This window comes from Streptomyces sp. NPDC086989 (assembly GCF_044745505.1).
In the GTDB taxonomy this organism is placed as follows: domain Bacteria; phylum Actinomycetota; class Actinomycetes; order Streptomycetales; family Streptomycetaceae; genus Streptomyces.
Map to the genome: position 1 here is coordinate 50,190 of NZ_JBIVAL010000005.1, position 23,549 is coordinate 73,738.

Here is a 23,549-nt window from a genome sequence, read left to right on the forward strand (position 1 = left end):
GGTTCAGTGGCTCCCGGGCCCGTATCGAATCCCTGCGGGATCCGCAGGTCAATAGCGGTTCCCCTGCGGATTCCATCGTCGGGCCGGGCTGCGGCCGCCCAAGGCCGCGTTAAGACCGTGTAAACGCTGCACAGAGTCCGGGTGCGGGAACCGCAGCCGTGCGGGGGCAAATTTTCTTCCGCTTTGCCGACATGTGCCCCCGGCGACACCACCTGACCAAGGGGTGGGCACCCCCGCAAGATCCACCGGCGCTCACACCGTCCCCGTCGCACCCCCGGCGGGCGGGGCCTTCGTCCGAGAAGCCAGCAGCAGCGCGATGTCGTCCGGCCGGTCGGCGAAATCCCCCGCCTCGCCCACCAGCCGGTCGGCCAGCTCCGTCAGCGGTGACGGCCGGGCCGCGGCCAGCGCCGCCCGCAGCCGCTCCACCCCGAGGTCGATGTCCTCGCCCGCCTCCTCGACCAGCCCGTCCGTGTACAGGGCGAGCACCGCACCGGGCGCCAGCCGCAGCTCCGTCACCGGGTACGCGGCGTCCGCGTCGATGCCGAGCACCACCCCGCCCGGCAGGTCCAGCACCTCGCCGCGCCCGTCCGCATGCCGCAGCAGCGGCTGAGGGTGACCGGCCCGGACCGCACGCGCCCGGCCCGACACCGGGTCGAGCAGCACGTAGCAGCAACTCGCGAACTGCCCCGGGTCCAGATCGATCAGCAGCCGGTTCGTACCCGACACCACCCGTTCCGGCGGGCTCCCGCCGAGCGTGAACGCCCGCACCGCGCTGCGCAGCTGGCCCATCGTCGCGGCGGCCGCCACCCCGTGACCCTGCACGTCCCCGATCACCAGCGCCAGCAGGCCCTCGCCCGTCTCGACCACGTCGTACCAGTCCCCGCCCACGTCCATCCCCTGGGTGCCCGGCAGGTACCGGCCCACCGTCTGCACGTGCTCGCGCACCGGCAGCCGGTGCGGCAGCAGCGCCGCCTGCAGCCCGCGGGCCAGCGCCGCCTCGGAGTCGTAGCGCTGCGCCCGCTCCAGGGCCTGCGCGATCAGCCCCGCCAGCGCGGTCAGCACCGTACGCTCCTCCGCGCTGAACCCGCGCGGCGCGTCGAAGCCGAGGATGCACGAGCCCACCGGCCGCCCCGACGCGATCAGCGGCAGGAACGCGCGCGCCCCCACGTGGGCGTCCAGCGGGATCCCCGGGTAGGCGGCGGCCAGGCGCTCCATCGATTCGAAGAACATCGGCCGGCCCGTGGTCAGCGTCTCCACGCCCGGCAGCCGGACGTCGAGCCCCACCCCGTCGAACCGGTCCAGGAAGCCCTGCGGGAAACCCGTCTCCCACGCCAGGTGCAGATGCCGCTCGTTGAGCAGGTAGATCGCCAGCTGCCGGCCGCCGAACGCGGGCAGCAGCTCCTGGGTGACCACCGCCGACACCTGCCGGGCCGTGACCGCCTCCGTCAGCGCGATCGCCAGCGCCACCGGCCGGTACAGAGCCGAAGCCCGGTCGTCCGTCGAACCCAGCCCCGCGCCCGGCCGGACCACCGACCCCGGCGGGTAGACCGGCGCGTCCGCCGGGCCGATCGTCACCGTCACCCCGTCCCGGCTCGGGTACAGAGCCACCGTCAACCACTCCCCGCCCTGCTGCCGGCCGCGCCGCGCCGCGAAGTGCACCGGCTGCCCGGACATGAACACCCCGCGGAAGTGGTCCTCGTACGCGGGCTGCCCCAGCCAGGGCACCGCCTCCCACACCAGCCGCCCGCGCAGCTCCGCCGCCTCCAGGCCCAGCAGCCCGGCGGCGGCGTGGTTGACGAAGCGGATCCGGCCCTCCCGGTCCACCGAGAGCACCGCCAGCGTCAGCCGGTCCACGGCCTCGCGCGCCCCCTGCGCCGTGTCCGGCGGCGGCACGCACAACGGATCACCCGTCCACAGCACCGGGTCCCCGGCCGAGGTGAGCGCGGCGAGGTTCGCACCCAGCCCGTCCGCGGCGGCGCGCAGCCGCTCCCGGTCGGCGGCGTCGACCCTGCCCCCGGGGGTCGCGGGCCGCAGCACGAACAGCACCCCGAACCGCTGCGCCCCGGCCATCACGGGCTCGTACAGCGACCCGAAGGGGAACGGCAGTCCGGCCATCATCTGAGGGAAGCGCCGCATCGCCGCGTCCGCGTCGGGCAGGTGCACCGACTGTCCGGAGCGGAAGGCCTCGGCGACCGGGTAGGGACGGTTCACGTGCATCCGCCACCAGGGCCGGAACAGCCGTCCCGGCAGCCCCGTGAGCACGGCCAGCAGCAGCGGTCCCTCGGCTCCGGAGCGCACGTAGACCCCGCCCGCAAACCCGCCGACGGCCTGCACCGCATCGACGGCGGCCCGTGCGAGTTCCCGGGCCGCGGCATCGCTGGCGGGGCCGCTGCTGTCCGGTCTCGCCGTCACACAGTCAGCATGCGCCCCCGGCGCCGGACGCTGCATCCCGGCGGCCACCGCGCCGCGTGCCGCCACCGGTGCGGTAGCCCGCCACCACCACGACCGCCACCAGCAGCAGCACCGCCGCCACCGTGGTGAGCGCGACCCCCATCGCGTCCGTGAACGCGCCCACCTGCGCCGGATCCCGCGGATCGCCGTGGAACCGGGAGGCCAGCACCGTGCCGACCACCGCCACGCCGAGCGCCGCGCCGATCTCCCGGGCCGCTGTGTTCAGCCCGGAGCCCAGCCCCGCCTGGTGCGAGGGCAGCTCGGCCACCACGGTCAGCGTCAGTGAGGGCGCGCACAGGCCGGTCCCGACCGACAGCACCAGCAGGTAGCAGGCGTACAGCGGGTACGGGGTGCCCGCGTCGACGGTGGAGACCAGCAGCAGCCCGGCCCCGATCAGGCCCAGCCCTGCGCCGACCGGCAGCCGTGGCCCCGTCCGCTCCGCCAGCCGGGCTCCCAGCTTCGGCACGAGCGCCATGCCGACGGTCAGCGGGACGATCGCCAGGCCCGTCCGGGCCGGCGAGAAGCCCTTCGCGTACTGGAGGTACTGGGCGTTGACGAAGAAGAGGGAGAACAGTCCGAAGAAGCCGGCGCCGATCCCGAGCGCCCCGGCCCGCAGCTTGCGCGAGGCGAAGATCCGCGGGTCCAGCAGCGGGCGCGCGGCGCGCAGCGCGTAGCCCGTGAACGCGGCGAGCAGGACGCCGCCGGCGCCGAAGGCGGTCAGCACCGCCGCCGAGGTCCAGCCGTATGAGGGGCCCTCGATGATCCCGTAGACGACGGAGAGCAGCGCCCCGGCCAGCAGCAGCGCCCCGAGGGGGTCGACGGAGGCGTCGGACCGGGCCGGTGTGCGCGGGACCGTACGGGCGACGGCGAGGGCGAGCAGCACGCCGAGCGGGACGACCGCCCAGAACAGGGCCCGCCAGGTCAGGTACTCCCCGGCCAGGCCGCCACCGACGTTGCCCGCCAGGCCCCCGAGGCCGGCGGACAGCGTCCAGGTCGCCAGCACCTGGCCGCGCCGCTCGGGCGGGCTCAGGTGGACCAGGACGGACATGGTGGCGGGCATGATCAGGGCCGCACCGGCCCCGCACAGCCCGCGCCCGGCGATGAGCACCGCCGGGTCCGTGGCGAGCGCGCTGAGCGCCCCGCCCGCGGCGAACAGGCCGAGCCCGGCCAGCAGGGCTCCCTTGCGGCCGTACCGGTCGCCGAGCGCGCCCGCCGGGATCAGCAGCGCGGCGAAGACGATGACGTACGCGTCGACCGCCCACACCAGCTGGCCCGGGGTCGGGTGCAGGGCGGACGCGGCGAGCTGCGGGATCAGCAGGTTGACGGCGGCGACCATGGCCTGTGCGACGAGCACGCAGGCGCATAGGGCGAGCAGCGCGGCCCGGGTGAGCGCGCCGGCCGCCGGGGCGGTCGCAGAGGCGGGCGGACCTGCGGACGGACCGGGGGGTGGGCCTGCGGACGGACCGGCGGACGGTGCTGCGGTGGGACCTGCGGCGGGTGCTGCGGCGGGTGCTGCGGCAGCAGCTGCGGCATCCCGCTCGTGGACATGGCGGAGCACGGCTCCTCCTCGGAGTCGGTGAAGTGGTGAGTGTGGGGGAGGGGGAGGGCCGGCCGACGTCACCGCGGCCGGCGCCATCCCCCGGGCTCCACCGTAGAGTTGGCGTGACCTGCTTTCCAGTGCAAGTTCTGCAAGGGATGAATGCGTGTGACGCAATCCGGCCTGGACCTCAATCTCCTCGTCGCCCTGGACGTCCTCCTGGAGGAGTCGAGCGTGTCGCGCGCGGCCGCCCGGCTGCACCTGTCCGAGCCCGCCATGAGCCGCACCCTCGGCCGGATCCGCAAGGCCCTCGGCGACCCCGTGCTCGTCCGCGCCGGCCGGACCATGGTCCCGACCCCACACGCCCTCGCCGTCCACGGCGAGGTCCGGGCCGTCGTGGAACGCGCCCGGGCCTTGTTCCTGACGGGCGGGCAGGTCGACCTGACCACCCTCACCCGCACCTTCACCGTCCTGGCCCACGACGCCTTCGCCGCCACCTTCGGGGCCACCCTCTTCTCCCGCGTGGCCGGTGAGGCGCCCGGCGTCCGGCTGCGCTTCCTGTCGGAGAGCCACGTCGACGTCCCGGCGCTGCGCGAAGGAATCGCCGACCTCGAACTCGGCGTCGTGGACAGCGGTTCCCCCGAGGTGCGCGTCGAGTACGTGTGCGACGAACGCATGGTGGGCGTCGCCCGCGCCGGCCACCCGCTGCTGCGCGGGCGGATCACCCCGCGCCGGTTCGCCGCGGCCGAACACCTCATCGTCTCCCGGCGCGGCCGACTGGAGGGACCCGTGGACCGGGCCCTCGCCGAACTGGGCCTGACCCGGCGAGTGGTGGGCAGCGTCGGCTCCTACCCCGCCTCCCTGTTCATCCTGCGCGAGAGCGACCTCGTCGGCCTGGTCGCCTCCCAGGCCGTGCCGCTCGCCGCCGAACTAGGGCTGGAGGCCTTCGAGGTACCGCTCGACCTGCCGGCGCTGCCCTTCGGCCTCGCCTGGCACCCGCGCCACGACGCCGACCCGGCCCACGCCTGGCTCCGCGACTGCGCCCGCGAGCTGCTCCCGGCGGCCGTCGCACACCCCGTACGCCGTACGCACTGACCCGAACGCCTCCCCCGTCCGGGGGACGGGGCGCCTGACGCCGCCGCGGCGAACGTGCTCCGGGGCACCATACGCACGCGTCCCACCCGGCCACGGAAGGCAGAGCATGCGGTTCCAGTACGACACCATCGGCGAGCGCTTCGTGGAGTCGAAGGCCGTCGCGGCCTTCTCGGCGGCCGACACCCACACCCTGCTCGGCGCGCTCGACGCGCTCGGCGGGGTGCGCGGGCTCGACACCCTCGACCTGGCCTGCGGATACGGCTACAACACGCGGCTGCTGGCTCGCGGTGGTGCCCGGCGGGCCGTCGGCGTGGACGCCTCGGAGGAGATGATCCGCCTCGCCCGTGCGCACGGCGTGATCGGCGCGGACGACGTGGCCACCCTCGAAGGCGCGGTGGGCACGGATCCTTCGGCGGACGGCTCCGCGGCGGCGGCCGTCACCGCCGGGACCGTCACCACCGTCACCACCGGGTCCACCGTCACCACCGGGTCCGCCGGGGCCACCGGGTCCACCGGGGCCGCGCCGGGCGGGGCCGGGCTGCGGGACACCTCGATCGAGTACGTGGTCGCCGATGCGGCCAAGCTGCCGCAGCTGGGGCCCTTCGACCTCGCCACCGCCGTGTACCTGTTCAGCCAGGCCACCGACCGGTCCGTCCTGCACGCCATGTTCCGCTGCATCCGCGCCAACCTGCGCGACGGCGGCCGTCTGCTGGCCATCGTGCCCAACGCCGGCGCGTACCCGAACGTCGACTGGTCGCCGTACGGGGTCCGGATCGTCGACCGCATCCACGAGGGCGACGCGCCGCTGCTGAAGGCCCAGTTCCTGACCCGGCCCTCGGTCGACTTCGAGTTCCGCGAATGGGCGCACGCCGACCTCGCCGAGGCCGCCGTCGAAGCGGGCTTCTCCACGGTCGGATGGCAGCCCAACCGGACCCCGCCCCCCGACGGCACACGCGACGAGGCCTACTGGACCGCCTACCGCGCCTGGCCGATCAGCTCGCTGATGACCTGCACGGCATGACGCCCCGCCCACCGGCCGAGCCGGCCGCACCCCCGGAGGACGGGTCCCCCGACCGGTCGCCGAGCCGGACCGGCCTCACTCCTCGTCGGCGGCGGACCTGATCAGCTCCACGATCCGGTCCCGGGCCGCCCGCCCCTCCGGCACCGGTAGCAGCGGGTACCCGTGCGGCAGCCCCGGCTCCTCGTGGAACTCCACGTCGACCCCGTCCGCACGCGCCCGGCGCAACAGCTCGCGGCTGTCCGTGGTCAGCACGTCCCGGGTGCCCGTGAACACCGTCATCGGCGCCAGCCCCGCGAACGCGCCGCGCAGCGGGCTCACCCGGGGGTCGTCCGTGGCCAGCGTGCCCGCGTACAGCCGGCCGGCCTCCAGCAGCCCGGGCCGGGCCTGCACCGGGTCGCCCGCCTCGATCGCCGCCTGGTCCGGGTGGCTCATGGTCAGGTCCAGCCAGGGCGATATCAGCACGATCCGCGACGGCTGCGCCCCCGTACGGTCGCGCAGCCGCTGGGCGGCGGCCAGCGCCATCCCGCCGCCCGCCGCGTCCCCGACGAGTACGGTGCCGCCCGCTCCGCCGCTCGCGATCAACCCGCTGAGCAGGTCCGCCGCCACCGGAACCGTCCGGTCGGCCGTCCCGCGCGGGGCGAGTATGTACGCCGGTACGACGACGCGGGCCCCCGCCTCCGTCACCAGGGTCCGGATCATCGACCAGTGCGGCCGCTCCAACTCGTTGATGTACCCCCCGCCGTGTACGTACAGCACCTGGGCCGCAGGCTCGACCCCGCGCGGCGAAGCGTCGTACACCGGCCAGGCACCGACGAAGGTGCGGGAGACCTCGGCGACCCGGCCCAGCGAGCGCGGCGGCAGATGCGACGCCGGCCGGCGGGCCGACTCCGCCACCCGTGCGCGTACCGCCTCGGCGCTCGCGAACCGTCTTCGCCGTCCCGCCGCGATCAGCGCGACCGACAGCGCTCTGCTGCGCAGACTCGGCACGCCCCTCACCTCCCCATTCCCTGCCCCGGCCGCGGGCCCCTGCCCAGGCCACAGCCCTTCACGTGAGGAGCATAGGCGTGAAGCTGGGCTGTCGACCCGCTTAAGAAATCCTCGATGGACTGATCACCTCCGCGCTCGGCAGATTGGTCCCTGTCGATACGTCGCACCCGTCCCTGTGGTTGCAACGTCCCCTCCGCATGCCTGGAGCCACGCCCATGAAGGCACTCGTCAAGCACAAGGCCGAGCCCGGGCTGTGGCTCATGGACGTTCCCGAGCCCGAGTACGGCCCCGGCGACGTGCTGATCAAGGTGCTGCGCACCGGCATCTGCGGCACGGACCTGCACATCCGCTCCTGGGACGGCTGGGCGCAGGGCGCGGTCAAGACCCCGCTCGTGCTCGGCCACGAGTTCGTGGGCGAAGTCGCCGCGCTCGGCGCTGACGTCCGCGACATCGAGATCGGCGCACTCGTCAGCGGCGAGGGCCACCTCGTGTGCGGCAAGTGCCGCAACTGCCTGGCCGGCCGCCGCCACCTGTGCCGCAGCACGGTCGGCCTCGGCGTCGGGCGCGACGGCGCCTTCGCCGAGTACGTCGTGCTGCCCGCGCAGAACGTGTGGGTGCACCGGACCGCCGTGGACCTGGACGTGGCGGCGATCTTCGACCCGTTCGGCAACGCCGTCCACACCGCGCTGTCGTTCCCGCTCGTCGGCGAGGACGTGCTGATCACCGGCGCCGGCCCGATCGGGATCATGGCGGCGGCCGTGGCCCGGCACGCCGGTGCGCGCAACGTCGTCATCACCGACGTCAGCCCCGAGCGCCTGGAGATCGCCCGCAAGGCCGGCGCCACGCTCGCCCTCGACGTCTCGAAGGCGACCATCGCCGACGCCCAGGCCCAGCTGGGTCTGCGCGAGGGCTTCGACATCGGCCTGGAGATGTCCGGCCGCGCCGAGGCCATGCGCGACATGATCGACAACATGACGCACGGCGGCCGGATCGCCATGCTGGGCCTGCCCGCGCAGGAGTTCCCGGTGGACTGGGCCAAGGTCGTCACCTCGATGATCACGATCAAGGGCATCTACGGCCGCGAGATGTTCGAGACCTGGTACGCGATGACCGTGCTGCTGGAGGGCGGGCTCGACCTCAGCCCGGTCATCACCGGCCGCTACTCGCACCGCGACTTCGAGGCCGCGTTCGACGAGGCCGCCACCGCCCGCAGCGGAAAGATCATCCTGGACTGGACGGCGTAACCGCCGCTCCGCGTCCTCCCGCGAAGGCCGGCTGACTCCGGCCGGCGCCGCGAAGGCCGGCCGACCCCGGCCGGCGCGCGATGGCCGGCTGACCCCGGCCGACGCCCGCAGACCATTTCCCTCCGGCCGGGCCCCGCCCACCCTCCCCCCTCCGCGGGGCCCGGCCCCCTCCTTCCTCTGCCACCGCCGCACCAGGAGAAAGCGAGCACCGCACCATGTTCGAGACCGTCCGCGAGGACCTGCGCACCACCCTCGACGAGATCCGCGCCGCCGGCCTGCACAAGCCCGAGCGCGTCATCGGCACCCCGCAGAACGCGGCCGTCGCCGTGACCGCCGGCGGCGCCCCCGGTGAGGTCCTCAACTTCTGCGCCAACAACTACCTGGGCCTGGCCGACCACCCCGAGGTCGTCGCCGCCGCCAAGGACGCGCTCGACCGCTGGGGCTACGGAATGGCCTCCGTCCGCTTCATCTGCGGCACGCAGGAGGTGCACAAGGAGCTGGAGGCGCGCCTGTCCTCCTTCCTCGGCCAGGAGGACACGATCCTCTACTCCTCCTGCTTCGACGCCAACGGCGGCGTCTTCGAGACCCTGCTCGGCGCCGAGGACGCGGTGATCTCCGACGCCCTCAACCACGCCTCGATCATCGACGGCATCCGCCTGTCCAAGGCCCGCCGCTTCCGGTACGCCAACCGTGACATGGCCGAACTGGAAGCCCGCCTGAAGGAAGCCACCGAGGGCGGCGCCCGCCGCAAGCTGATCGTCACCGACGGCGTGTTCTCCATGGACGGCTACGTCGCCCCGCTCGCCGAGATCTGCGACCTGGCCGAGCGCTACGACGCCATGGTCATGGTCGACGACTCGCACGCCGTCGGCTTCGTCGGCCCCGGCGGCCGCGGCACGCCCGAACTGCACGGCGTCATGGACCGCATCGACATCATCACCGGCACCCTCGGCAAGGCCCTCGGCGGCGCCTCCGGCGGCTACGTCGCGGCCCGCGCCGAGATCGTCGAACTGCTGCGCCAGCGCTCGCGCCCGTACCTCTTCTCCAACTCCCTCGCCCCGGTCATCGCCGCCGCCTCCCTGAAGGTCCTGGACCTCCTGGAGTCGGCCGGCGACCTGCGCGAGCGGCTCGCCGCCAACACCGCGCTCTTCCGCACGAAGATGACCGAGGCCGGCTTCGAGATCCTCCCGGGCGACCACGCCATCGCCCCGGTGATGATCGGCGACGCGGCCGAGGCCGCCAGGATGGCGGAGCTGCTGCTGGAGCGCGGCGTGTACGTGATCGGCTTCTCCTACCCCGTGGTCCCGATGGGCGCGGCCCGCATCCGGGTCCAGCTCTCCGCCGCCCACTCCACGGCGGACGTGGAGCGCGCGGTGGCCGCCTTCGTCGACGCGCGAGCCGCCCTGACGGCCTGAGGCGCCCTGATGGCCTGAGGCGCCTGACCGGCCCGACCGGCCTGACCGGCCTCAGGGGCCCGGCCGGCCGGGCGGCCGGGGCGGCCGCTCCACCTGCGAGAATGGTGGGGTGATCGACCCCCGCCGGCTGCGCATCCTGCGGGCCGTGGCGGACCACCGTACGGTGACCGCCGCGGCCGCAGCCCTCTACCTCACCCCCTCCGCCGTCTCCCAGCAGCTCGCGGCGCTGGAACAGGAGACCGGCCACGCACTGCTGACCCGCAGCGGCCGCGGCGTACGGCTCACCGCGGCCGGCGAGATCCTGCTCGGGCACGCCCACGAGGTCCTCGCCCAGCTGGAACGCGCCGAAGCCGAGCTCGCGGCGTACGCGGGAGGCACGGCGGGCGAGGTCACCGTGGCCGCCTTCGCGACCGGCATCACCGAGGTCCTCGCCCCCGCGATCGCCCGCCTGGCCCGCGAACACCCGGGCATCCGCCTGCGCGTCCGGGACGCCGAAGGCGACCAGAGCCTGCCGCTGCTCCTCGACGGCGAAGCCGACCTCGCGCTCGCGGTCGAGTACCGCGGCGCCCCGGGCGCCGACGACGGCCGCCTGTCGGTGCTCCCGCTGTACGCGGAGCCCTTCGACGCGGTGCTCCCCTCCAGACACCCGCTGTCCGACCTCCCGGAGGTCCCGCTTGCGGACCTCTCCGACGCGGACTGGGTGGGGCAGTATCCCGGGAACCCGTGCCACGACGTGACGCTGCTGGCCTGCGAACTGGCGGGCTTCCAGCCCCGGTTCGTGCACTCGTCGGACGACTTCCGCGCGGTGACGGCCCTGGTGGGAGCCGGGGCGGGGGTGGCGCTGGTGCCGCGCTCGGCGCTGCGGGGCATGGACCTCAAGGAGGTCCAGGTCCGCCCGGTATCGGGATCGGCACCCACCCGCAGGGTCTTCGCGGCAACCCGCCGCGGCGCGGAATCCCACCCCCTGATCGCCCCGATCCTGACGGCCCTGAACAGGGAATCGGACCGCCTCCCGACCAGCTGACGCCCTGGGCCCTGGGCGCTGGGCCCTGGGCTGAGGGTGGGGGCGGGAGTGGGTCCCGGGGGCCCGAGCCCCGCCCCTACACCCGTCGTACCTCCACGCCCGCCGCCTCGAATTGGGCTGCCACGGGGTCCGGGAGTGCCGTGTCCGTCACCAGGACGTCCACCGCGCGGGTCGGGCAGATGCGGGCGAAGGCGCGGACCGCCAGTTTGCTGGAGTCCGCCGCGATGACCACCCGCCGGGCCCGCTCGCACAGCAGGCGGTTCATCGCCGCCTCGTCCTCGTGGCGGGTCGCCGCGCCGTCCTGGGGGTCGAAGGCGTCCACGCCGACGACCGCCGTGTCCATGGTCAGCTGCCCCAAGACCTGCTGCGCCAGCGGGCCGGTGAGTTCGTACGACTGGGGGCGGGCGACCCCGCCCGTCAGGACGATCTTGAACTGGGGTCTGATGACGAGCTCGCCGGCGATGTTGAGCGCGTTGGTCACCACCGTCAGGGCCGGCGAGCCCGCCGCCAGGTCCGGGCGGCCGGCCAGGGCGCGGGCCACCTCCGTGGTGGTGGTGCCGCCGGTCAGGCCGATCACCTCGCCCGGGGTGATCAGCTCCGCCACCGCTTCGCTGATGCGGTGCTTCTCGGCGGCGCGCCGGGACGTGCGGTAGCGCAGCGGGAGTTCGTACGAGACGCCGTGGACCACCGCCCCACCGCGGGTCCGCACCAGCAGCTGCTGTTCGGCCAGCTGGTCCAGGTCGCGCCGGATGGTCGCGGCGGACACGCCGAGCGTCTCCGCCGCCGGCTCGACCTCCAGCTCGCCCCGCTCCACCAACAGGTCCAGCAGCATCTGCCAGCGTTCCTTGCGGGTCATGGACCCCACGGCGATCGACCCCCTCGCGCTCTCTTGGCCTACCCGTCGACATTAACTCAGGGATCAACCCCCGAGATGCTTGAAGTTGCGTGAAACGGACCGCTACCTTGCAGGAAAACGCATATGCATTGCACCCGCCGCGCTAGGGAGCCGCCATGAGCCACGTCGCGTACGAGTTGGGCACACAGCCGGAGTGCTGGGAGCGGGCCGCCGAACTGGCTCCGGCCCACCGGGCGGTGCTGCCGCAGCCGGGGGAGCGCGCCGCGATCGTCGGGTGCGGGACCTCGTACTACATGGCGCAGGCGGCCGCCGCCCTGCGCGAGGAGGTGGGCCACGGGGAGACCGACGCCTTCGCCGCGTCGGAGTTCCCGCTGCACCGTCGCTACGACAGGGTCGTCGCGCTCACCCGGTCGGGGACCACCACCGAGGTGCTGGACCTGCTGGCCGGGCTGCGGGACGTGGGGATGCGGACGACCGCCGTCATCGGGGATCCGGCGACCCCGGTGATGACCCTCGCCGACGAGCTCGTCGTCCTCGACTTCGCCGACGAGCAGTCCGTCGTGCAGACCCGCTTCGCGACCACGGCGCTGACCCTGCTGCGCGCCCACGTCGGCCGGCACACCGCGGCCGCCGTCGCCGACGCCCGTACCGCCCTCGCGGAGCCGCTGCCCGAACAGGCCGTCGACCGCGGTCAGTTCACCTTCCTCGGCCGGGGCTGGAGCGTGGGCCTGGCCCACGAGGCCGCGCTGAAGATGCGCGAGGCCTCGCTGTCGTGGTCCGAGTCGTACCCCGCGATGGAGTACCGGCACGGGCCGATCAGCGTCACCGGCCCCGGCACCCTCACCTGGTCGCTCGGCGAGGCGCCCGAGGGACTCGCCGAGCAGGTGCGGGCCACCGGCGGCCAGTGGGTGGCCGGCCGGCTCGACCCGCTCGCCGAGCTGGTGCGGGTCCACCGGCTGGCGGTCGCGGTGGCGGCCCACCAGGGCCTCGACCCCGACCAGCCGCGGAACCTGACCCGCTCGGTGATCCTCACCGCCGGCGAGGAGGCGGTCCGATGACCCTCGTCTCCGCCGGGACGCTCGTCCTGGAGGCGGCGGCCGCGGGCCGCGCCGTCGCCGCCTTCAACATCATCACCCTGGAGCACGCCGAGGCCGTCGTCGCCGGGGCGGAACGGGCGGGCCTGCCCGTCATCCTGCAGCTGAGCGAGAACGCCGTGAAGTTCCGCGGCGGGCAGCTGCTGCCCATCTCGCGCGCGGCCGTCGCGTGCGCGGAGGCCGCCGGGATCCCGGTCGGCCTGCACCTGGACCACGTCAAGAGCCCCGACCTGCTCCGGCAGGCCGCGGACGCCGGGTTCAGTTCGGTGATGTACGACGCCGCGCAGCTCCCGTACGCGCAGAACCTGGAGGCCACCCGCTCCGCGGCCGACTGGGCGCACGCCAACGGGCTGTGGGTCGAGGCCGAGCTGGGCGAGGTCGGCGGCAAGAACGGCGCCGCGCCGCTCGACCCGCACGCGCCGGGTGCCCGTACGGACCCCGACGAGGCCCGCCGGTTCGTCGCCGACTCGGGGGTCGACGCGCTGGCCGTGGCGGTCGGCAGCAGTCACGCGATGACCAGCCGCACCGCCGAGCTGGACCACGCGCTGCTGGCCCGGCTCGCCAAGACCGTGGACGTGCCGCTGGTGCTGCACGGCTCCTCGGGGCTGCCGGACGCGGAACTCGCGGCGGCGGTGGCGGGCGGCATCCGCAAGGTCAACATCGGCACCGCCCTCAACCTGGCCATGACGGAGGCGATCCGTACCCACCTGACCCCGGCGGACCCCCGTCCCTATCTGACGGCGGCCCGTACGGCCATGGCGGCGACGGCCGCGGCGATGATCACCGCGCTGAACTGACCGCCGGGCGTGCGGCCGCCGCCCCCGGCGTGCGCCGACGCCGACGCACCGGGGCCGACGGGTCACCGGGGGACGAGCCGGGGCCGGCGGGTCACCGGAGCCGACGGGTCAGCGGGGGACGAGCCGGGCCCGGTGGCACGTCAGCGCGTGCCACCGGGCCCGGTCCGGTGTGGCGCCCCGGTCCAGGGTGCGGCGGCCCTCGACGGCGGTGACATGGCGGTCGCTGGACAGGCACAGCATCACCAAGAGGGCGGTGTGCGCGGGCTCGACGGTCTCCTCGTAGTACCACTCGGCCGTGACGACCCGCCGGTCGGGCAGGAAGGGGCGCTGGAGGAAGTCCTGTACGTCGAGGGGGAAGTGGCCGAGCACCCCCTGTGCCTCCGGCGGGTTCAGGACCAGGCGCTCCACGGGCGAGCCGGGGCGGCCCGGCGCGGCCGGGCCGCCCCCCGGCTGCGGTGGCCGTGCGTCGAACGGGCGGGTGTGCAGCGAGCCGGGCTCCACACGGGCCCGCTCGCCGCGGTGCTCCTGCGCCCGGCCGGCCCGGTACACCGGCTCGACCCGGCACAGTCCCCGGTCACCGAGCACCACGGCGAACGGGACGCCGTCGGAGTAGACGCGGGCCCACCACATCAGGGAGCGGCCCGCCTTCTCGGTGGCCTTGGTGCGCGTGTCGGCGGGCAGCAGCTCCCAGCACCTGTGGCGGTCGGGAGTCCGCGGGTCGACGGGCAGCGTCCCCGGTTCGTGGACCTGTGTCACGCCCTCGGAGTGCGCCGGGCTCCCGTCGGCCGGCCGGTCCCCGTGCCCGGGGAGCCGGTCCCGCGGTTCCGGCGTCCGGTCGCGCCGCCCGGGCATCCGGTCGCGGCGCTCCGGCATACGGTCCCGTCCGGCGAACTCCTGCTCCCAGGCCTCGTCCATGTGTCCCCCCGGTTCCTCGAAGTCCCGTGACGCGCAAGCCCATTGTCGGTCACGGACCGGCGCCGTGCCGGTGGTCGGGGAAACCGCCGACCGCGAGTCCTTCCCCCTTCTTGGAACACGTTCTACTCTGTGCGCCGCCACCACAGCGACCGGCTGGACCCGCGAGACACCCGGAGGGGCCGTGCACCTCGAATACACGCCTGAGCAGCAGCAGTTGCGCACCGAGCTGCGCGCCTACTTCGCCGAGCTGGTGCCTGAGGACGTCTACGCCCGCTACCGGGATCCGGCCGCGCAGAAGCGCTTCTACCGGGAGACCGTCCGCAGGCTCGGCGCCGACGGATGGCTCGGCGTGGGCTGGCCCGAGGAGTACGGCGGCCGCGGGATGTCGCCCATGGACCAGTTCATCTTCTTCGACGAGGCCGCGCAGGCCGTCGTGCCGCTGCCGTTGATGGCGCTCAACACCGTCGGGCCGACCATCATGCAGTTCGGCACCGACGAGCAGAAGGCGTACTTCCTGCCGCGGATCCTGTCCGGCGAGATCGACTTCGCCATCGGCTACAGCGAGCCGGACGCCGGTACCGACCTCGCCGCCCTCAAGTGCAGGGCCGTCCGCGAGGGCGACGAGGAGACCGGCACCTACGTGGTCAACGGGCAGAAGATCTGGACCACCAACGGGGACACCGCCGACTGGGTCTGGCTCGCCGTCCGCACCGACCCGGACGCCCCCGCGCACAAGGGCATCACCATGCTCCTGGTGCCGACCGCCGACCCCGGATACTCCTGCACCCTGATCAACACCCTCGCCTCGCACGACACCACCGCCAGCTACTACGAGAACGTCCGCGTCCCCGCGAGCCGCCGCGTCGGCCGGGAGAACAAGGGCTGGCGCCTGATCACCAACCAGCTCAACCACGAGCGCGTCACCCTCGCCGCGCACGGCACCATGGCGATCCGGGCGCTGCACGACGTCCAGCGCTGGGCCGCCGAGACCAAGCTCGCCGACGGCCGCCGCGTCATCGACCTCTCCTGGGTCCGCGGCCGCCTGGCCCGCACCCACGCCCGGCTCGACGCGATGAAGCTGCTCAACTGGCAGATGGTGGGCGCCGTCCAGGACGGCACCCTGACCCCGCAGGACGCCTCCGCCGTCAAGGTGTACGGCTCCGAGGCCCGCAGGGACGCGTACGCCTGGCTGATGGAGGTGGTCGGCGCGGCCGGCTCCCTCAAGGACGGATCCGCGGGCGCGGTCCTGCACGGCGAACTGGAACGCGGCTACCGCAGCGCCGTGATCTTCACCTTCGGCGGCGGCAACAACGAGATCCAGCGCGAGATCATCTCCTGGATCGGCCTGGGCATGCCCCGCGTCCGCCGCTGACCGGGTGCGACTCGCCCACGCCGTCAGTGGCGCATGACGACCGTTGCCGTCACCGGAAAACGTGTGCGGTCGGACTTCACGCCTCGGCCGGTGCGCCCAGCCGGCAGCGGACGTCGACCACGCCTTCGACGGAGTGGGTGAGGCGTTCGGCCACGGGGATCAGGTCGGCAGGTTCAGTACGGCCAGGACCAGTCCGCGATCTCCGGCAGGTCCGTGCCGTGCTCGCGGATCCAGCTGTGGTGGCGGATGCGCTGGTCGTCCATCGCCTGGCGCAGACCCTCGGCGCGGCCGGCCAGGCCCGGGACGCGGTCGATGACGTCCATGACGAGCCGGTACCGGTCCATGTCGTTGCGCACGACCATGTCGAAGGGGGTGGTCGTCGTTCCGGACTCCTTGTACCCGCGGACGTGCAGGTTCGGGTGGCCGGTGCGACGGTAGGCGAGGCGGTGGATCAGCCACGGATAGCCGTGGTACGCGAAGATCACCGGCTTGTCCGTGGTGAACAGGGCGTCGTACTCGGTGTCCGTCATGCCGTGCGGGTGTTCCCCGTGGGGCATCAGGCGGGCGATGTCCACGACGTTGACGACTCGGACGGCCAGCCACGGGAGGTGCTCGCGCAGGAGGGCCGTGGCGGCGAGGACCTCCATGGTGGGTACGTCGCCGGCGCAGGCGAGGACGACGTCCGGTTCGCGGGAGCCGTGGTCCGTTCCCGCCCACTCCCAGATGCCGGCGCCCCGCGTGACGTGCACGAGGGCCTCGTCGGCGGACAGCCAGTCGAAGGCGGGCTGCTTCCCGGCGACGATGACGTTGACCTGGTCGCGGCTGCGTAGGGCGTGGTCGGCCACGGCGAGGAGGGTGTTGGCGTCCGGCGGCAGGTAGACCCGGACGACCTCGGGGCTCTTGTTGAGGACGTGGTCGACGAACCCGGGGTCCTGGTGGGAGAAGCCGTTGTTGTCCTGGCGCCAGACGTGCGATGTGAGCAGGTAGTTGAGGGAGGCGCTGGGCGCGCGCCAGGACAGCTTGCGCGAGGTCTTCAGCCACTTGATGTGCTGGCTGGCCATGGAGTCGACGATGTGGGCGAAGGCCTCGTAGGTGGAGAAGAGCCCGTGGCGGCCGGTGAGGAGGTACCCCTCCAGCCAGCCCTGGCAGACGTGTTCGGACAGGATCTCCATGACGCGGCCGTCCCGGGACAGGTTCCTGTCCGTGGCCTCCGTCAGCCCCTGCCAGGCTTTGCCGGTGACGTCGTACAGGTCGTCCAGCCGGTTCGAGGCGGTCTCGTCCGGACCGACGACCCTGAAGTCCCGCCGCTCGGCGGTGTCTCGCATGATCTGGCTGAGGAAGCGCCCGAGGACCCGCGTCGGTTCGTGGAGGCTGCTGCCCGGCTTGTCGACGGGGACGGCGTACGCACCGGGGGCGGGCAGCGGGAGGGGCCGCAGCAGCCGTCCGCCGTTCGCGTACGGGACGGCGCCCAGGCGGCGGTCACCCCGAGGGACATGGGCGAGCACCTGTTCGCAGGGCCGCCCGTCGGCGTCGAAGAGCTCCTCCGGTCGGTAAGAGCGCAGCCAGCTCTCCAGCTGCCCCAAGTGCGTGGGGTTCTCACGCACTTGGGCGAGCGGGACCTGGTGGGCACGCCAGGTGCCCTCGACCGGGTCGCCGTCGACGGTGGCGGGGCCGGTCCAGCCCTTGGGGGTGCGCAGCACGATCATCGGCCAGCGCGCGTACTCCCGGCCCGGACCGGTGCCCGCCGTCCGGGCCGCACGCTGGATGGCCGCGATGCGGTCCAGGGCCTCGTCCATCGCACGGGCCATGGCCCGGTGCACGAGGGCGGGGTCGGTGCCGCTCACGTACAGCGGATCGTGGCCGTATCCCCGCAGCAGCGAGTCGAGCTCACCCTCGGGGATCCGGGACAGCACCGTCGGGTTGGCGATCTTGTAGCCGTTGAGGTGCAGGACCGGCAGGACCGCGCCGTCGTGGACCGGGTCGAGGAACTTGTTGGAGTGCCAGGACGCGGCCAGCGGCCCCGTTTCGGCCTCACCGTCCCCGATGACGCAGGCGACCAGCAGGCCGGGGTGATCGAAGGCGGCTCCGTAGGCGTGGGCGAGGGAGTATCCGAGCTCGCCGCCTTCGTGGATGGAGCCGGGCGTCTCGGGGGCCACGTGGCTCGGCACGCCTCCGGGGAAGGAGAACTGCCGGAACAGTGCCCCCATGCCGGCCGCGTCCCGCGTGATGTCCGGGTAGGTCTCGGTGTACGTGCCCTCCAGCCAGGAGTTGGCGAGGACGGCCGGACCGCCGTGGCCCGGACCCCAGACGCACAGGGCGTCCAGCGAGCGGTCCTTGATCACGCGGTTGAGGTGGGTGTGGACGAGGTTCAGGCCGGGGGAGGTGCCCCAGTGGCCGAGCAGCCGCGGCTTGATGTGCTCCGGCCGCAGCGGCTCGGTGAGCAGGGGGTTGTCCATGAGGTAGATCTGGCCGACTGCCAGATAGTTGGCGGCGCGCCAGTGCGCGTCGAGCTCCGAGATGGGGTACGAGGTCATGCCCGCTCCTGAGTGTGACGGTCCGGGACGTTCGTCTGCTGGGTCGATGCCTCCACACTGCCCTCCCCGAGGGGGGCGCCGCGAGGGGAGGACCGGCCCTGGGGGAGGGACAGTCGGCCCCTGCGTGCCACAGTGCCCAGCCGGGAGGGTGAGGTCGCGCCCGTGCCGGTGCTGCCACGGCGTGCCCGGCTTCTGGCCGTTCGGCGGCTGGCGCGGGGCGATCGCGCGCGGGGCGATCGCGTCAGGCGCCCGGTGGTGTCCACTCCCGGATTTCCAGCACCTCGGGCAGCGGGCAGCGGGCGGCGGGGCGTGTCGGGGCCTGCGGGGCCGTAGCCGAGGCGGAAGACCATCTGCACGTGGCACGGCGGTGCGCTTCCGCAGGCAGGGTGCGCTTGCGCAGCCGGGTCCGGCCTCCTGGCACGCCGGTGGGCGACGGACGGAATCGGTCGCCCGCGGGCCTTTTCCGGCCCGTGCCGCACCCCCGGATCAGGGTCGGCCGCTGCGCGTGACCCGGCTCGCACGTCTGCACGGGCCCGCCGTGCCTCGGTAGGCTGGAGCGGAGGCGACACGGGAGGTACGGGAATGGCCGCGACCCGGGACGGGGCACCGTCCCCGTCCCCGCCCGACCCGGGGCTCTACGGGCCCTCGTCCGTCACCTGGCAGTGCCACGGGGACCCGATCATGTGGATCGCCGGAGTCCGCGCGCTCTACCTCCAGGCCCTGCACCCCCGCGCGGTCCGCGGGGTCATGGAGAACAGCGACTTCCGCGCCGACGCCTGGGGCCGTCTGCTGCGCACCGCCGACTTCGTCGGCACGCTCACCTACGGCACCACCGAGGCCGCCGAGCGCGCCGGTGCCCGCGTCCGCCGGATCCACCGCACGCTGTACGCCACCGATCCGGCCACCGGCGAGCGGTTTCCCGTCGACGACCCCGAGCTGCTGCTCTGGGTGCACTGCGCGCAGATCGACAGCTTCCTGCACGTCCTGCGCCGCTCCGGCGTCCCGCTCACCGCCGCCCAGGCCGACCGCTACGTCGACGAGAACCGGGTGAACGCCCGCCTCGTGGGCCTCGACCCGGCCCGCGTCCCGGCCGGCACGGCGGCCCTCGCCGCGTACTTCGAGGAGGTCCGGCCGCGGCTGGCCGCCGGACCCGACGCCCGTGCGGTCGACGCGTTCCTGCGCAATCCGCCCACCCCTGCCCTTCTCGTCCCTGGCCGAAACCTGCTGTGGCGCCCCGTCGCGGCTCTGGCCTACGGTTCCCTCCCCGGATACGCGCACCGGCTGTACGGGCGGACGCCGCCGCCGACGCCCGTCATCACCCGACGCCTGCGCCTCACCGGTACCCTGCTGCGCAGCATTCCCGCAGGTCTACGGTGGCAGCTGCCTCCAGGTCACATCTTGAAAGCGATGCGCCGCATGGGCCCCGGGAGCCGCCCCTCGGCGTACACACTGCGTACATCAGCGGCCATACTGGACCGGCCGGGGAGGGCGTAGGACGGAGCACGACAACGGGGGCGGCTTTAAGACATGGCGGAGTCCAGACTGATCCAGGGCCGTTACCGGTCACTCGATCTGATCGGGCGCGGCGGCATGGGCGAGGTGTGGCGCGCCCGGGACGAGTCGCTGGGCCGGCAGGTCGCCGTGAAGTGCCTCAAACCGCTCGGGCCCGAGCAGGACAAGCACTTCGTCCAGGTCCTGCGCGAACGCTTCCGCCGCGAGGCGCGCGTCGCCGCCTCCCTCCAGCACCGGGGCGTCACCGTCGTCCACGACTTCGGCGACGACAGCGCCGCGGGCGGTCCCCTCTACCTCGTCATGGAACTCCTCGACGGCCGCAACCTGAGCCAGCTCCTGGAGGAGAACGAGGCGCACCCGCTGCCCGTGGACGTCGTCGTCGACATCGCCGAGCAGCTGGCCGCCGCCCTCGGCTACACCCACGACCAGGGCGTCGTCCACCGCGACCTGAAACCCGCCAACATCATGCGGCTCACCGACGGCACGGTGAAGATCTGCGACTTCGGCATCGCCCGCCTCGCCCACGACATCGGCTTCACCGCCAAACTCACCGGCGGCGCCATGGCCATGGGCACCCCGCACTACATGTCGCCCGAGCAGATCGCGGGCGGCGAGGTCGACCACCGCAGCGACCTCTACTCGCTCGGCTGCGTCCTGTACGAGATCGCCACCGGCGCCCCGCCCTTCGACCTCGGCGACTCCTGGTCGGTGCTGGTCGGTCACCGCGACAACGCGCCCGTGCCGCTGCGCGAGCACCGCCCCGAGCTGCCCGCGTACTTCGAGCAGGTCGTGCTGGACCTGCTGGCCAAGCGCCCCGAGGACCGCCCCGGCGACGCCCGCCACCTGCACCGGCGGCTCGTCGAGGCCCGCCTCGGTCCGAGCGGCCCGCCCGGCGCCCACGCCCCGCTGCCCGCCTGGGCCCGCGCGATGACCGCCGGCCGCAAGGCGGGCATCGACGCACGCCCCGCCAGCGGCGCCTGGGCCGTGCTCACCGGCTCCTGGACCGCCGCGCGGCCCGGGGGCAGCCACCGGATCGTGCGCCCCGCCGCCGCCGAGGACCCGCGGCTCACCGCGCCGTACGGGGTCCCGTACGCCTTCGGCTCCGAGGGGAGCGGCCTGCGCGGGGCAGGCCCCGACGCGCTCGCCGCCGCCCACGCCCGGGCGTTCGCCCTCAGCCGCGCGGGTCGGCCCGAGGAGGCTCTGGCCGCGTACGAAGCCGTCGCCGAGGGGCGCACCGGGGCACTCGGCGCCGACCACCCCGACACCCTCGCGGCGCGTCAGGAGGCGGCGTACGAACTGGGTCGGCTCGGACGCCACCGCGAGGCCCACGACGTCTACCGTGCGGTGCTCGTCGCCCGGGAGCGCAGCATGGGACCGCTCCATCCCGACACGCTGCGCTGCCGCCACAACCTCGCCTGCACCCTCGGGGCGCTGGGCCGCTTCGAGGACGCCCACCGCACCGCGGCCGGGGTCGCCGCCGACCGGGCCGCCGTCCTGGGCGCCGAGCACCCCGACACGCTGCTGACCCGGTACGAGGCCGCCTACGCGCTGGGCCGCCTCGACCGCTGGCACGAGGCCCTCGACGGGTTCCGGCAGGTCGCCGCCGTCCGGGACCGGGTGCTGGGCCGGGACCATCCGGACACCCTCGCCGCCCGCTACGAGGTCGGCATCGCGCTCGGCCGGACCGGGCACGCCGCCCAGGCCCTGGACCTGTTCCGGGGCCTGGTCCGCGACCGCACGCGGGCGTACGGCGCCGCCGACCCGGAGACGCTCCGCGCGCGGCACGTCCTCGGCGTCAACCTGGGCCGGCTGGACCGCTGGGAGGAGGCGGTGGCCGAAGCCCGGCAGGTGGCCGCGGCCCGGGCCGACGCGCTCGGCGCCGAACATCCCGACACCCTCGTCAGCCGCCGCGAACTGGCCGTCGGACTGGGTCGGCTGGGCCGCTGGGACGAGGCCCTGCCCGTCTACCGCGACCTCTCCGGCATCCGCGAACGCGCCCTCGGCGACGACCATCCGGACACGGTCGCGGCCCACGCCGACGAGGCGCACTGCCTGGAGCAGCTCGGCCAGGTGTGCTACCAAGAGCCATGACGAGCTTCGGGCACGATGTATACGACGACGTGATCGTGGGCGGCGGACACAACGGGCTGGTCGCCGCGGGGTACCTGGCCCGGGCGGGCCGTTCGGTGCTCGTCCTGGAGCGGCTGGGGAACACCGGCGGTGCCGCGATCTCCACGCGTCCCTTCGCCGGCGTCGACGCCCGGCTCTCCCGGTACTCCTACCTCGTCTCCCTCCTCCCGGCGAAGATCGTGCGCGATCTGGGGCTGGACTTCGCCGTCCGCAAGCGCACGGTCTCCTCGTACACGCCCGTCGAACGCGACGGCCGGCCCGGCGGGCTCCTCGTCGGCGGAGGCGAGGCCCGCACCCGGGAGTCCTTCGCGCGGCTGACCGGTTCGGAGCGGGAGTACGACAGCTGGCGCGCGTTCTACGGGCGGACCGGGCGGCTCGCCGAGAAGGTGTTCCCGACGCTGACCGAGCCGTTGCCCACACGGGCGGAGCTGCGGGCCCGCATCGCCGACGAGGCGGCCTGGCGGATGCTGTTCGAGGAGCCGCTCGGGCGGGCCGTCGAGGAGCACTTCGCCGACGACCTGGTGCGGGGCGTGGTGCTGACCGACGCCCTGATCGGCACCTTCGCGGACGCGCACGACGCCTCGCTCGTGCAGAACCGCTGCTTCCTCTACCACGTCATCGGCGGCGGCACGGGGGACTGGGACGTTCCGGTCGGCGGCATGGGCGCGCTCACCGGTGCCCTGGCGACGGCCGCCCGCGCGGCCGGTGCCGAGATCGCGACCGGCCACGAGGTGCTCCGGATCGAGACGGACGGACGCACGCCGGCCGAGGTGACCTTCCGCACGGCGACCGGCGAGGGACGGGTCGTCGGGCGGACGGTACTGGTCAACGCCTCACCGCGGGCGCTGGGTGAACTGCTGGGGGAGGCGCCGGCTCCGGGCCCGGCGCCCGAGGGGGCACAGCTCAAGGTCAACATGCTGCTGCGGCGGCTGCCGCGGCTGCGGGACACCTCGGTGGACCCGCGTGAGGCCTTCGGCGGCACGTTCCACATCGCCGAGGGGTACGCGCAGCTGGCGCGGTCCTACGCCGAGGCGGCCACCGGCGAACTGCCGTCCGTGCCGCCCTCGGAGATCTACTGCCACTCGCTGACCGACCCCTCGATCCTCGGGCCGGAGCTCGTGGCGCAGGGGTACCAGACGCTCACCCTGTTCGGCCTGCACACCCCGGCCCGGCTGTTCGAGAAGGACAACCAGGGGGCGCGGGAGGTGCTGCTGGCCGGCACGCTCGCCCAGCTGGACGCGCACCTGGCCGAGCCGATCACCGACTGCCTGGCCTTCGACGCGGACGGCCGCCCGTGCATCGAGGCGAAGACCCCGCTGGACCTGGAACGCGAACTGCGGCTGCCCGGCGGGCACATCTTCCACCGGGACCTCTCGTGGCCGCACGGGGACGACGCCGACGACGCCGAGGGCGGGGAGGGGGCCGCCCGGAGCGGGGCGGGCCGCTGGGGCGTGGGGACCCCGTACGCCAACGTCCTGCTGTGCGGCGCGGGCGCCGTGCGCGGAGGCGGCGTCAGCGGGGTCCCCGGCCACAACGCGGCGATGGCCGTGCTGGGGCACTGACCG

The 23,549-nt window shown here is 74.1% G+C and carries 17 protein-coding genes; 11 read left to right on the forward strand and 6 right to left on the reverse strand.

The genetic code is table 11. From position 1 onward, the window contains the following. Positions 1–252: 252 nt before the first annotated feature. Together ACIPK4_RS13040 and ACIPK4_RS13045 are read right to left on the reverse strand one after the other, a co-directional pair. The gene (locus ACIPK4_RS13040) at positions 253–2,448 is read right to left on the reverse strand and encodes a SpoIIE family protein phosphatase (protein ID WP_402311921.1); all 2,196 of its coding nucleotides are present in this window, start codon (positions 2,446–2,448) and stop codon (positions 253–255) included. After that, entirely contained in the window at positions 2,417–3,805 is a 1,389-nt protein-coding gene (locus tag ACIPK4_RS13045; RefSeq protein WP_402311923.1) for an MFS transporter, read from the reverse strand. Before ACIPK4_RS13045 ends, ACIPK4_RS13040 begins: the two co-directional genes overlap by 32 nt. 345 nt (positions 3,806–4,150) lie before the next feature. Between ACIPK4_RS13045 and ACIPK4_RS13050 the strand changes: the two genes are divergently transcribed. Continuing rightward, on the forward strand, positions 4,151–5,083 hold the full coding sequence (locus ACIPK4_RS13050) for a LysR family transcriptional regulator (RefSeq protein WP_402311926.1): 933 nt from the start codon (positions 4,151–4,153) through the stop codon (positions 5,081–5,083). A gap of 106 nt (positions 5,084–5,189) precedes the next feature. Further along, a complete protein-coding gene (locus tag ACIPK4_RS13055) occupies positions 5,190–6,104 on the forward strand; it encodes a class I SAM-dependent methyltransferase (protein WP_402311928.1) in 915 nt (304 codons plus the stop codon). Positions 6,105–6,179: 75 nt separating this feature from the next. Here ACIPK4_RS13055 and ACIPK4_RS13060 read toward each other — a convergent pair whose 3' ends face one another. Beyond that, positions 6,180–7,091 (reverse strand): alpha/beta hydrolase fold domain-containing protein, encoded by a 912-nt coding sequence (locus ACIPK4_RS13060; RefSeq protein ID WP_376196044.1) that lies wholly within the window; start codon positions 7,089–7,091, stop codon positions 6,180–6,182. A 215-nt stretch (positions 7,092–7,306) separates the two neighbouring features. On the opposite strand from ACIPK4_RS13060, the gene tdh reads away from it, so the two are divergent. The 3 genes from tdh to ACIPK4_RS13075 all read left to right on the forward strand — a co-directional run bounded on the left by tdh (position 7,307) and on the right by ACIPK4_RS13075 (position 10,774). Next, positions 7,307–8,335 carry an L-threonine 3-dehydrogenase gene (gene tdh, locus ACIPK4_RS13065; RefSeq protein ID WP_402311931.1) on the forward strand — a complete coding sequence of 343 codons (1,029 nt, stop codon included), beginning with the start codon at positions 7,307–7,309 and terminating at the stop codon, positions 8,333–8,335. 215 nt (positions 8,336–8,550) lie between these two features. Then, a complete protein-coding gene (locus ACIPK4_RS13070; protein WP_054227736.1) occupies positions 8,551–9,750 on the forward strand; it encodes a glycine C-acetyltransferase in 1,200 nt (399 codons plus the stop codon). A gap of 109 nt (positions 9,751–9,859) precedes the next feature. Further along, entirely contained in the window at positions 9,860–10,774 is a 915-nt protein-coding gene (locus ACIPK4_RS13075; protein ID WP_402311933.1) for a LysR substrate-binding domain-containing protein, read from the forward strand. 76 nt (positions 10,775–10,850) lie between these two features. On the opposite strand, the gene ACIPK4_RS13080 is transcribed toward ACIPK4_RS13075, so the two are convergent. Beyond that, the gene (locus ACIPK4_RS13080; protein WP_402311936.1) at positions 10,851–11,630 is read right to left on the reverse strand and encodes a DeoR/GlpR family DNA-binding transcription regulator; all 780 of its coding nucleotides are present in this window, start codon (positions 11,628–11,630) and stop codon (positions 10,851–10,853) included. Positions 11,631–11,785: 155 nt separating this feature from the next. On the opposite strand from ACIPK4_RS13080, the gene ACIPK4_RS13085 reads away from it, so the two are divergent. Together ACIPK4_RS13085 and ACIPK4_RS13090 are read left to right on the forward strand one after the other, a co-directional pair. Next, positions 11,786–12,688, forward strand: coding sequence for an SIS domain-containing protein (locus tag ACIPK4_RS13085; protein WP_402311939.1), 903 nt, complete (start codon positions 11,786–11,788; stop codon positions 12,686–12,688). Continuing rightward, a complete protein-coding gene (locus ACIPK4_RS13090) occupies positions 12,685–13,521 on the forward strand; it encodes a ketose-bisphosphate aldolase (protein ID WP_402311942.1) in 837 nt (278 codons plus the stop codon). Before ACIPK4_RS13085 ends, ACIPK4_RS13090 begins: the two co-directional genes overlap by 4 nt. A 108-nt stretch (positions 13,522–13,629) precedes the next feature. Here ACIPK4_RS13090 and ACIPK4_RS13095 read toward each other — a convergent pair whose 3' ends face one another. Then, complete coding sequence (locus ACIPK4_RS13095) at positions 13,630–14,436, reverse strand: hypothetical protein (protein WP_402311944.1); 807 nt, start codon at positions 14,434–14,436, stop codon at positions 13,630–13,632. 181 nt (positions 14,437–14,617) lie between these two features. On the opposite strand from ACIPK4_RS13095, the gene ACIPK4_RS13100 reads away from it, so the two are divergent. Beyond that, positions 14,618–15,808 carry an acyl-CoA dehydrogenase family protein gene (locus ACIPK4_RS13100; RefSeq protein ID WP_402311947.1) on the forward strand — a complete coding sequence of 397 codons (1,191 nt, stop codon included), beginning with the start codon at positions 14,618–14,620 and terminating at the stop codon, positions 15,806–15,808. Between the two features lie 173 nt (positions 15,809–15,981). Here the strand turns inward: ACIPK4_RS13100 and ACIPK4_RS13105 are convergent, their stop codons facing one another. Further along, positions 15,982–18,342: a phosphoketolase gene (locus tag ACIPK4_RS13105; RefSeq protein WP_402311950.1), complete on the reverse strand. Its 2,361-nt coding sequence runs from the start codon at positions 18,340–18,342 to the stop codon at positions 15,982–15,984. Between the two features lie 582 nt (positions 18,343–18,924). Here ACIPK4_RS13105 and ACIPK4_RS13110 point away from each other — a divergent pair. The 3 genes from ACIPK4_RS13110 to ACIPK4_RS13120 are packed head-to-tail and all read left to right on the forward strand — an operon-like array spanning position 18,925 to position 23,546. Beyond that, a complete protein-coding gene (locus ACIPK4_RS13110; RefSeq protein WP_402311952.1) occupies positions 18,925–19,836 on the forward strand; it encodes an oxygenase MpaB family protein in 912 nt (303 codons plus the stop codon). Positions 19,837–19,869: 33 nt separating this feature from the next. Next, positions 19,870–21,945, forward strand: coding sequence for a tetratricopeptide repeat protein (locus tag ACIPK4_RS13115; RefSeq protein ID WP_402311955.1), 2,076 nt, complete (start codon positions 19,870–19,872; stop codon positions 21,943–21,945). After that, entirely contained in the window at positions 21,942–23,546 is a 1,605-nt protein-coding gene (locus tag ACIPK4_RS13120) for a phytoene desaturase family protein (protein ID WP_402311957.1), read from the forward strand. The genes ACIPK4_RS13115 and ACIPK4_RS13120 overlap by 4 nt, the downstream gene beginning before the upstream one ends. Positions 23,547–23,549 lie beyond the last annotated feature (3 nt).

Excerpts from the sequence above, each read along its gene's own strand:
- ACIPK4_RS13040 (WP_402311921.1), bottom strand. The coding sequence starts at position 2,448 with ATGCAGCGTCCGGCGCCGGGGGCGCATGCTGACTGTGTGACGGCGAGA.
- ACIPK4_RS13050 (WP_402311926.1), top strand. The coding sequence starts at position 4,151 with ATGCGTGTGACGCAATCCGGCCTGGACCTCAATCTCCTCGTCGCCCTG.
- ACIPK4_RS13055 (WP_402311928.1), top strand. The coding sequence starts at position 5,190 with ATGCGGTTCCAGTACGACACCATCGGCGAGCGCTTCGTGGAGTCGAAG.
- tdh (WP_402311931.1), top strand. The coding sequence starts at position 7,307 with ATGAAGGCACTCGTCAAGCACAAGGCCGAGCCCGGGCTGTGGCTCATG.
- ACIPK4_RS13070 (WP_054227736.1), top strand. The coding sequence starts at position 8,551 with ATGTTCGAGACCGTCCGCGAGGACCTGCGCACCACCCTCGACGAGATC.
- ACIPK4_RS13080 (WP_402311936.1), bottom strand. The coding sequence starts at position 11,630 with ATGACCCGCAAGGAACGCTGGCAGATGCTGCTGGACCTGTTGGTGGAG.
- ACIPK4_RS13085 (WP_402311939.1), top strand. The coding sequence starts at position 11,786 with ATGAGCCACGTCGCGTACGAGTTGGGCACACAGCCGGAGTGCTGGGAG.
- ACIPK4_RS13090 (WP_402311942.1), top strand. The coding sequence starts at position 12,685 with ATGACCCTCGTCTCCGCCGGGACGCTCGTCCTGGAGGCGGCGGCCGCG.
- ACIPK4_RS13095 (WP_402311944.1), bottom strand. The coding sequence starts at position 14,436 with ATGGACGAGGCCTGGGAGCAGGAGTTCGCCGGACGGGACCGTATGCCG.
- ACIPK4_RS13105 (WP_402311950.1), bottom strand. The coding sequence starts at position 18,342 with ATGACCTCGTACCCCATCTCGGAGCTCGACGCGCACTGGCGCGCCGCC.
- ACIPK4_RS13110 (WP_402311952.1), top strand. The coding sequence starts at position 18,925 with ATGGCCGCGACCCGGGACGGGGCACCGTCCCCGTCCCCGCCCGACCCG.
- ACIPK4_RS13115 (WP_402311955.1), top strand. The coding sequence starts at position 19,870 with ATGGCGGAGTCCAGACTGATCCAGGGCCGTTACCGGTCACTCGATCTG.
- ACIPK4_RS13120 (WP_402311957.1), top strand. The coding sequence starts at position 21,942 with ATGACGAGCTTCGGGCACGATGTATACGACGACGTGATCGTGGGCGGC.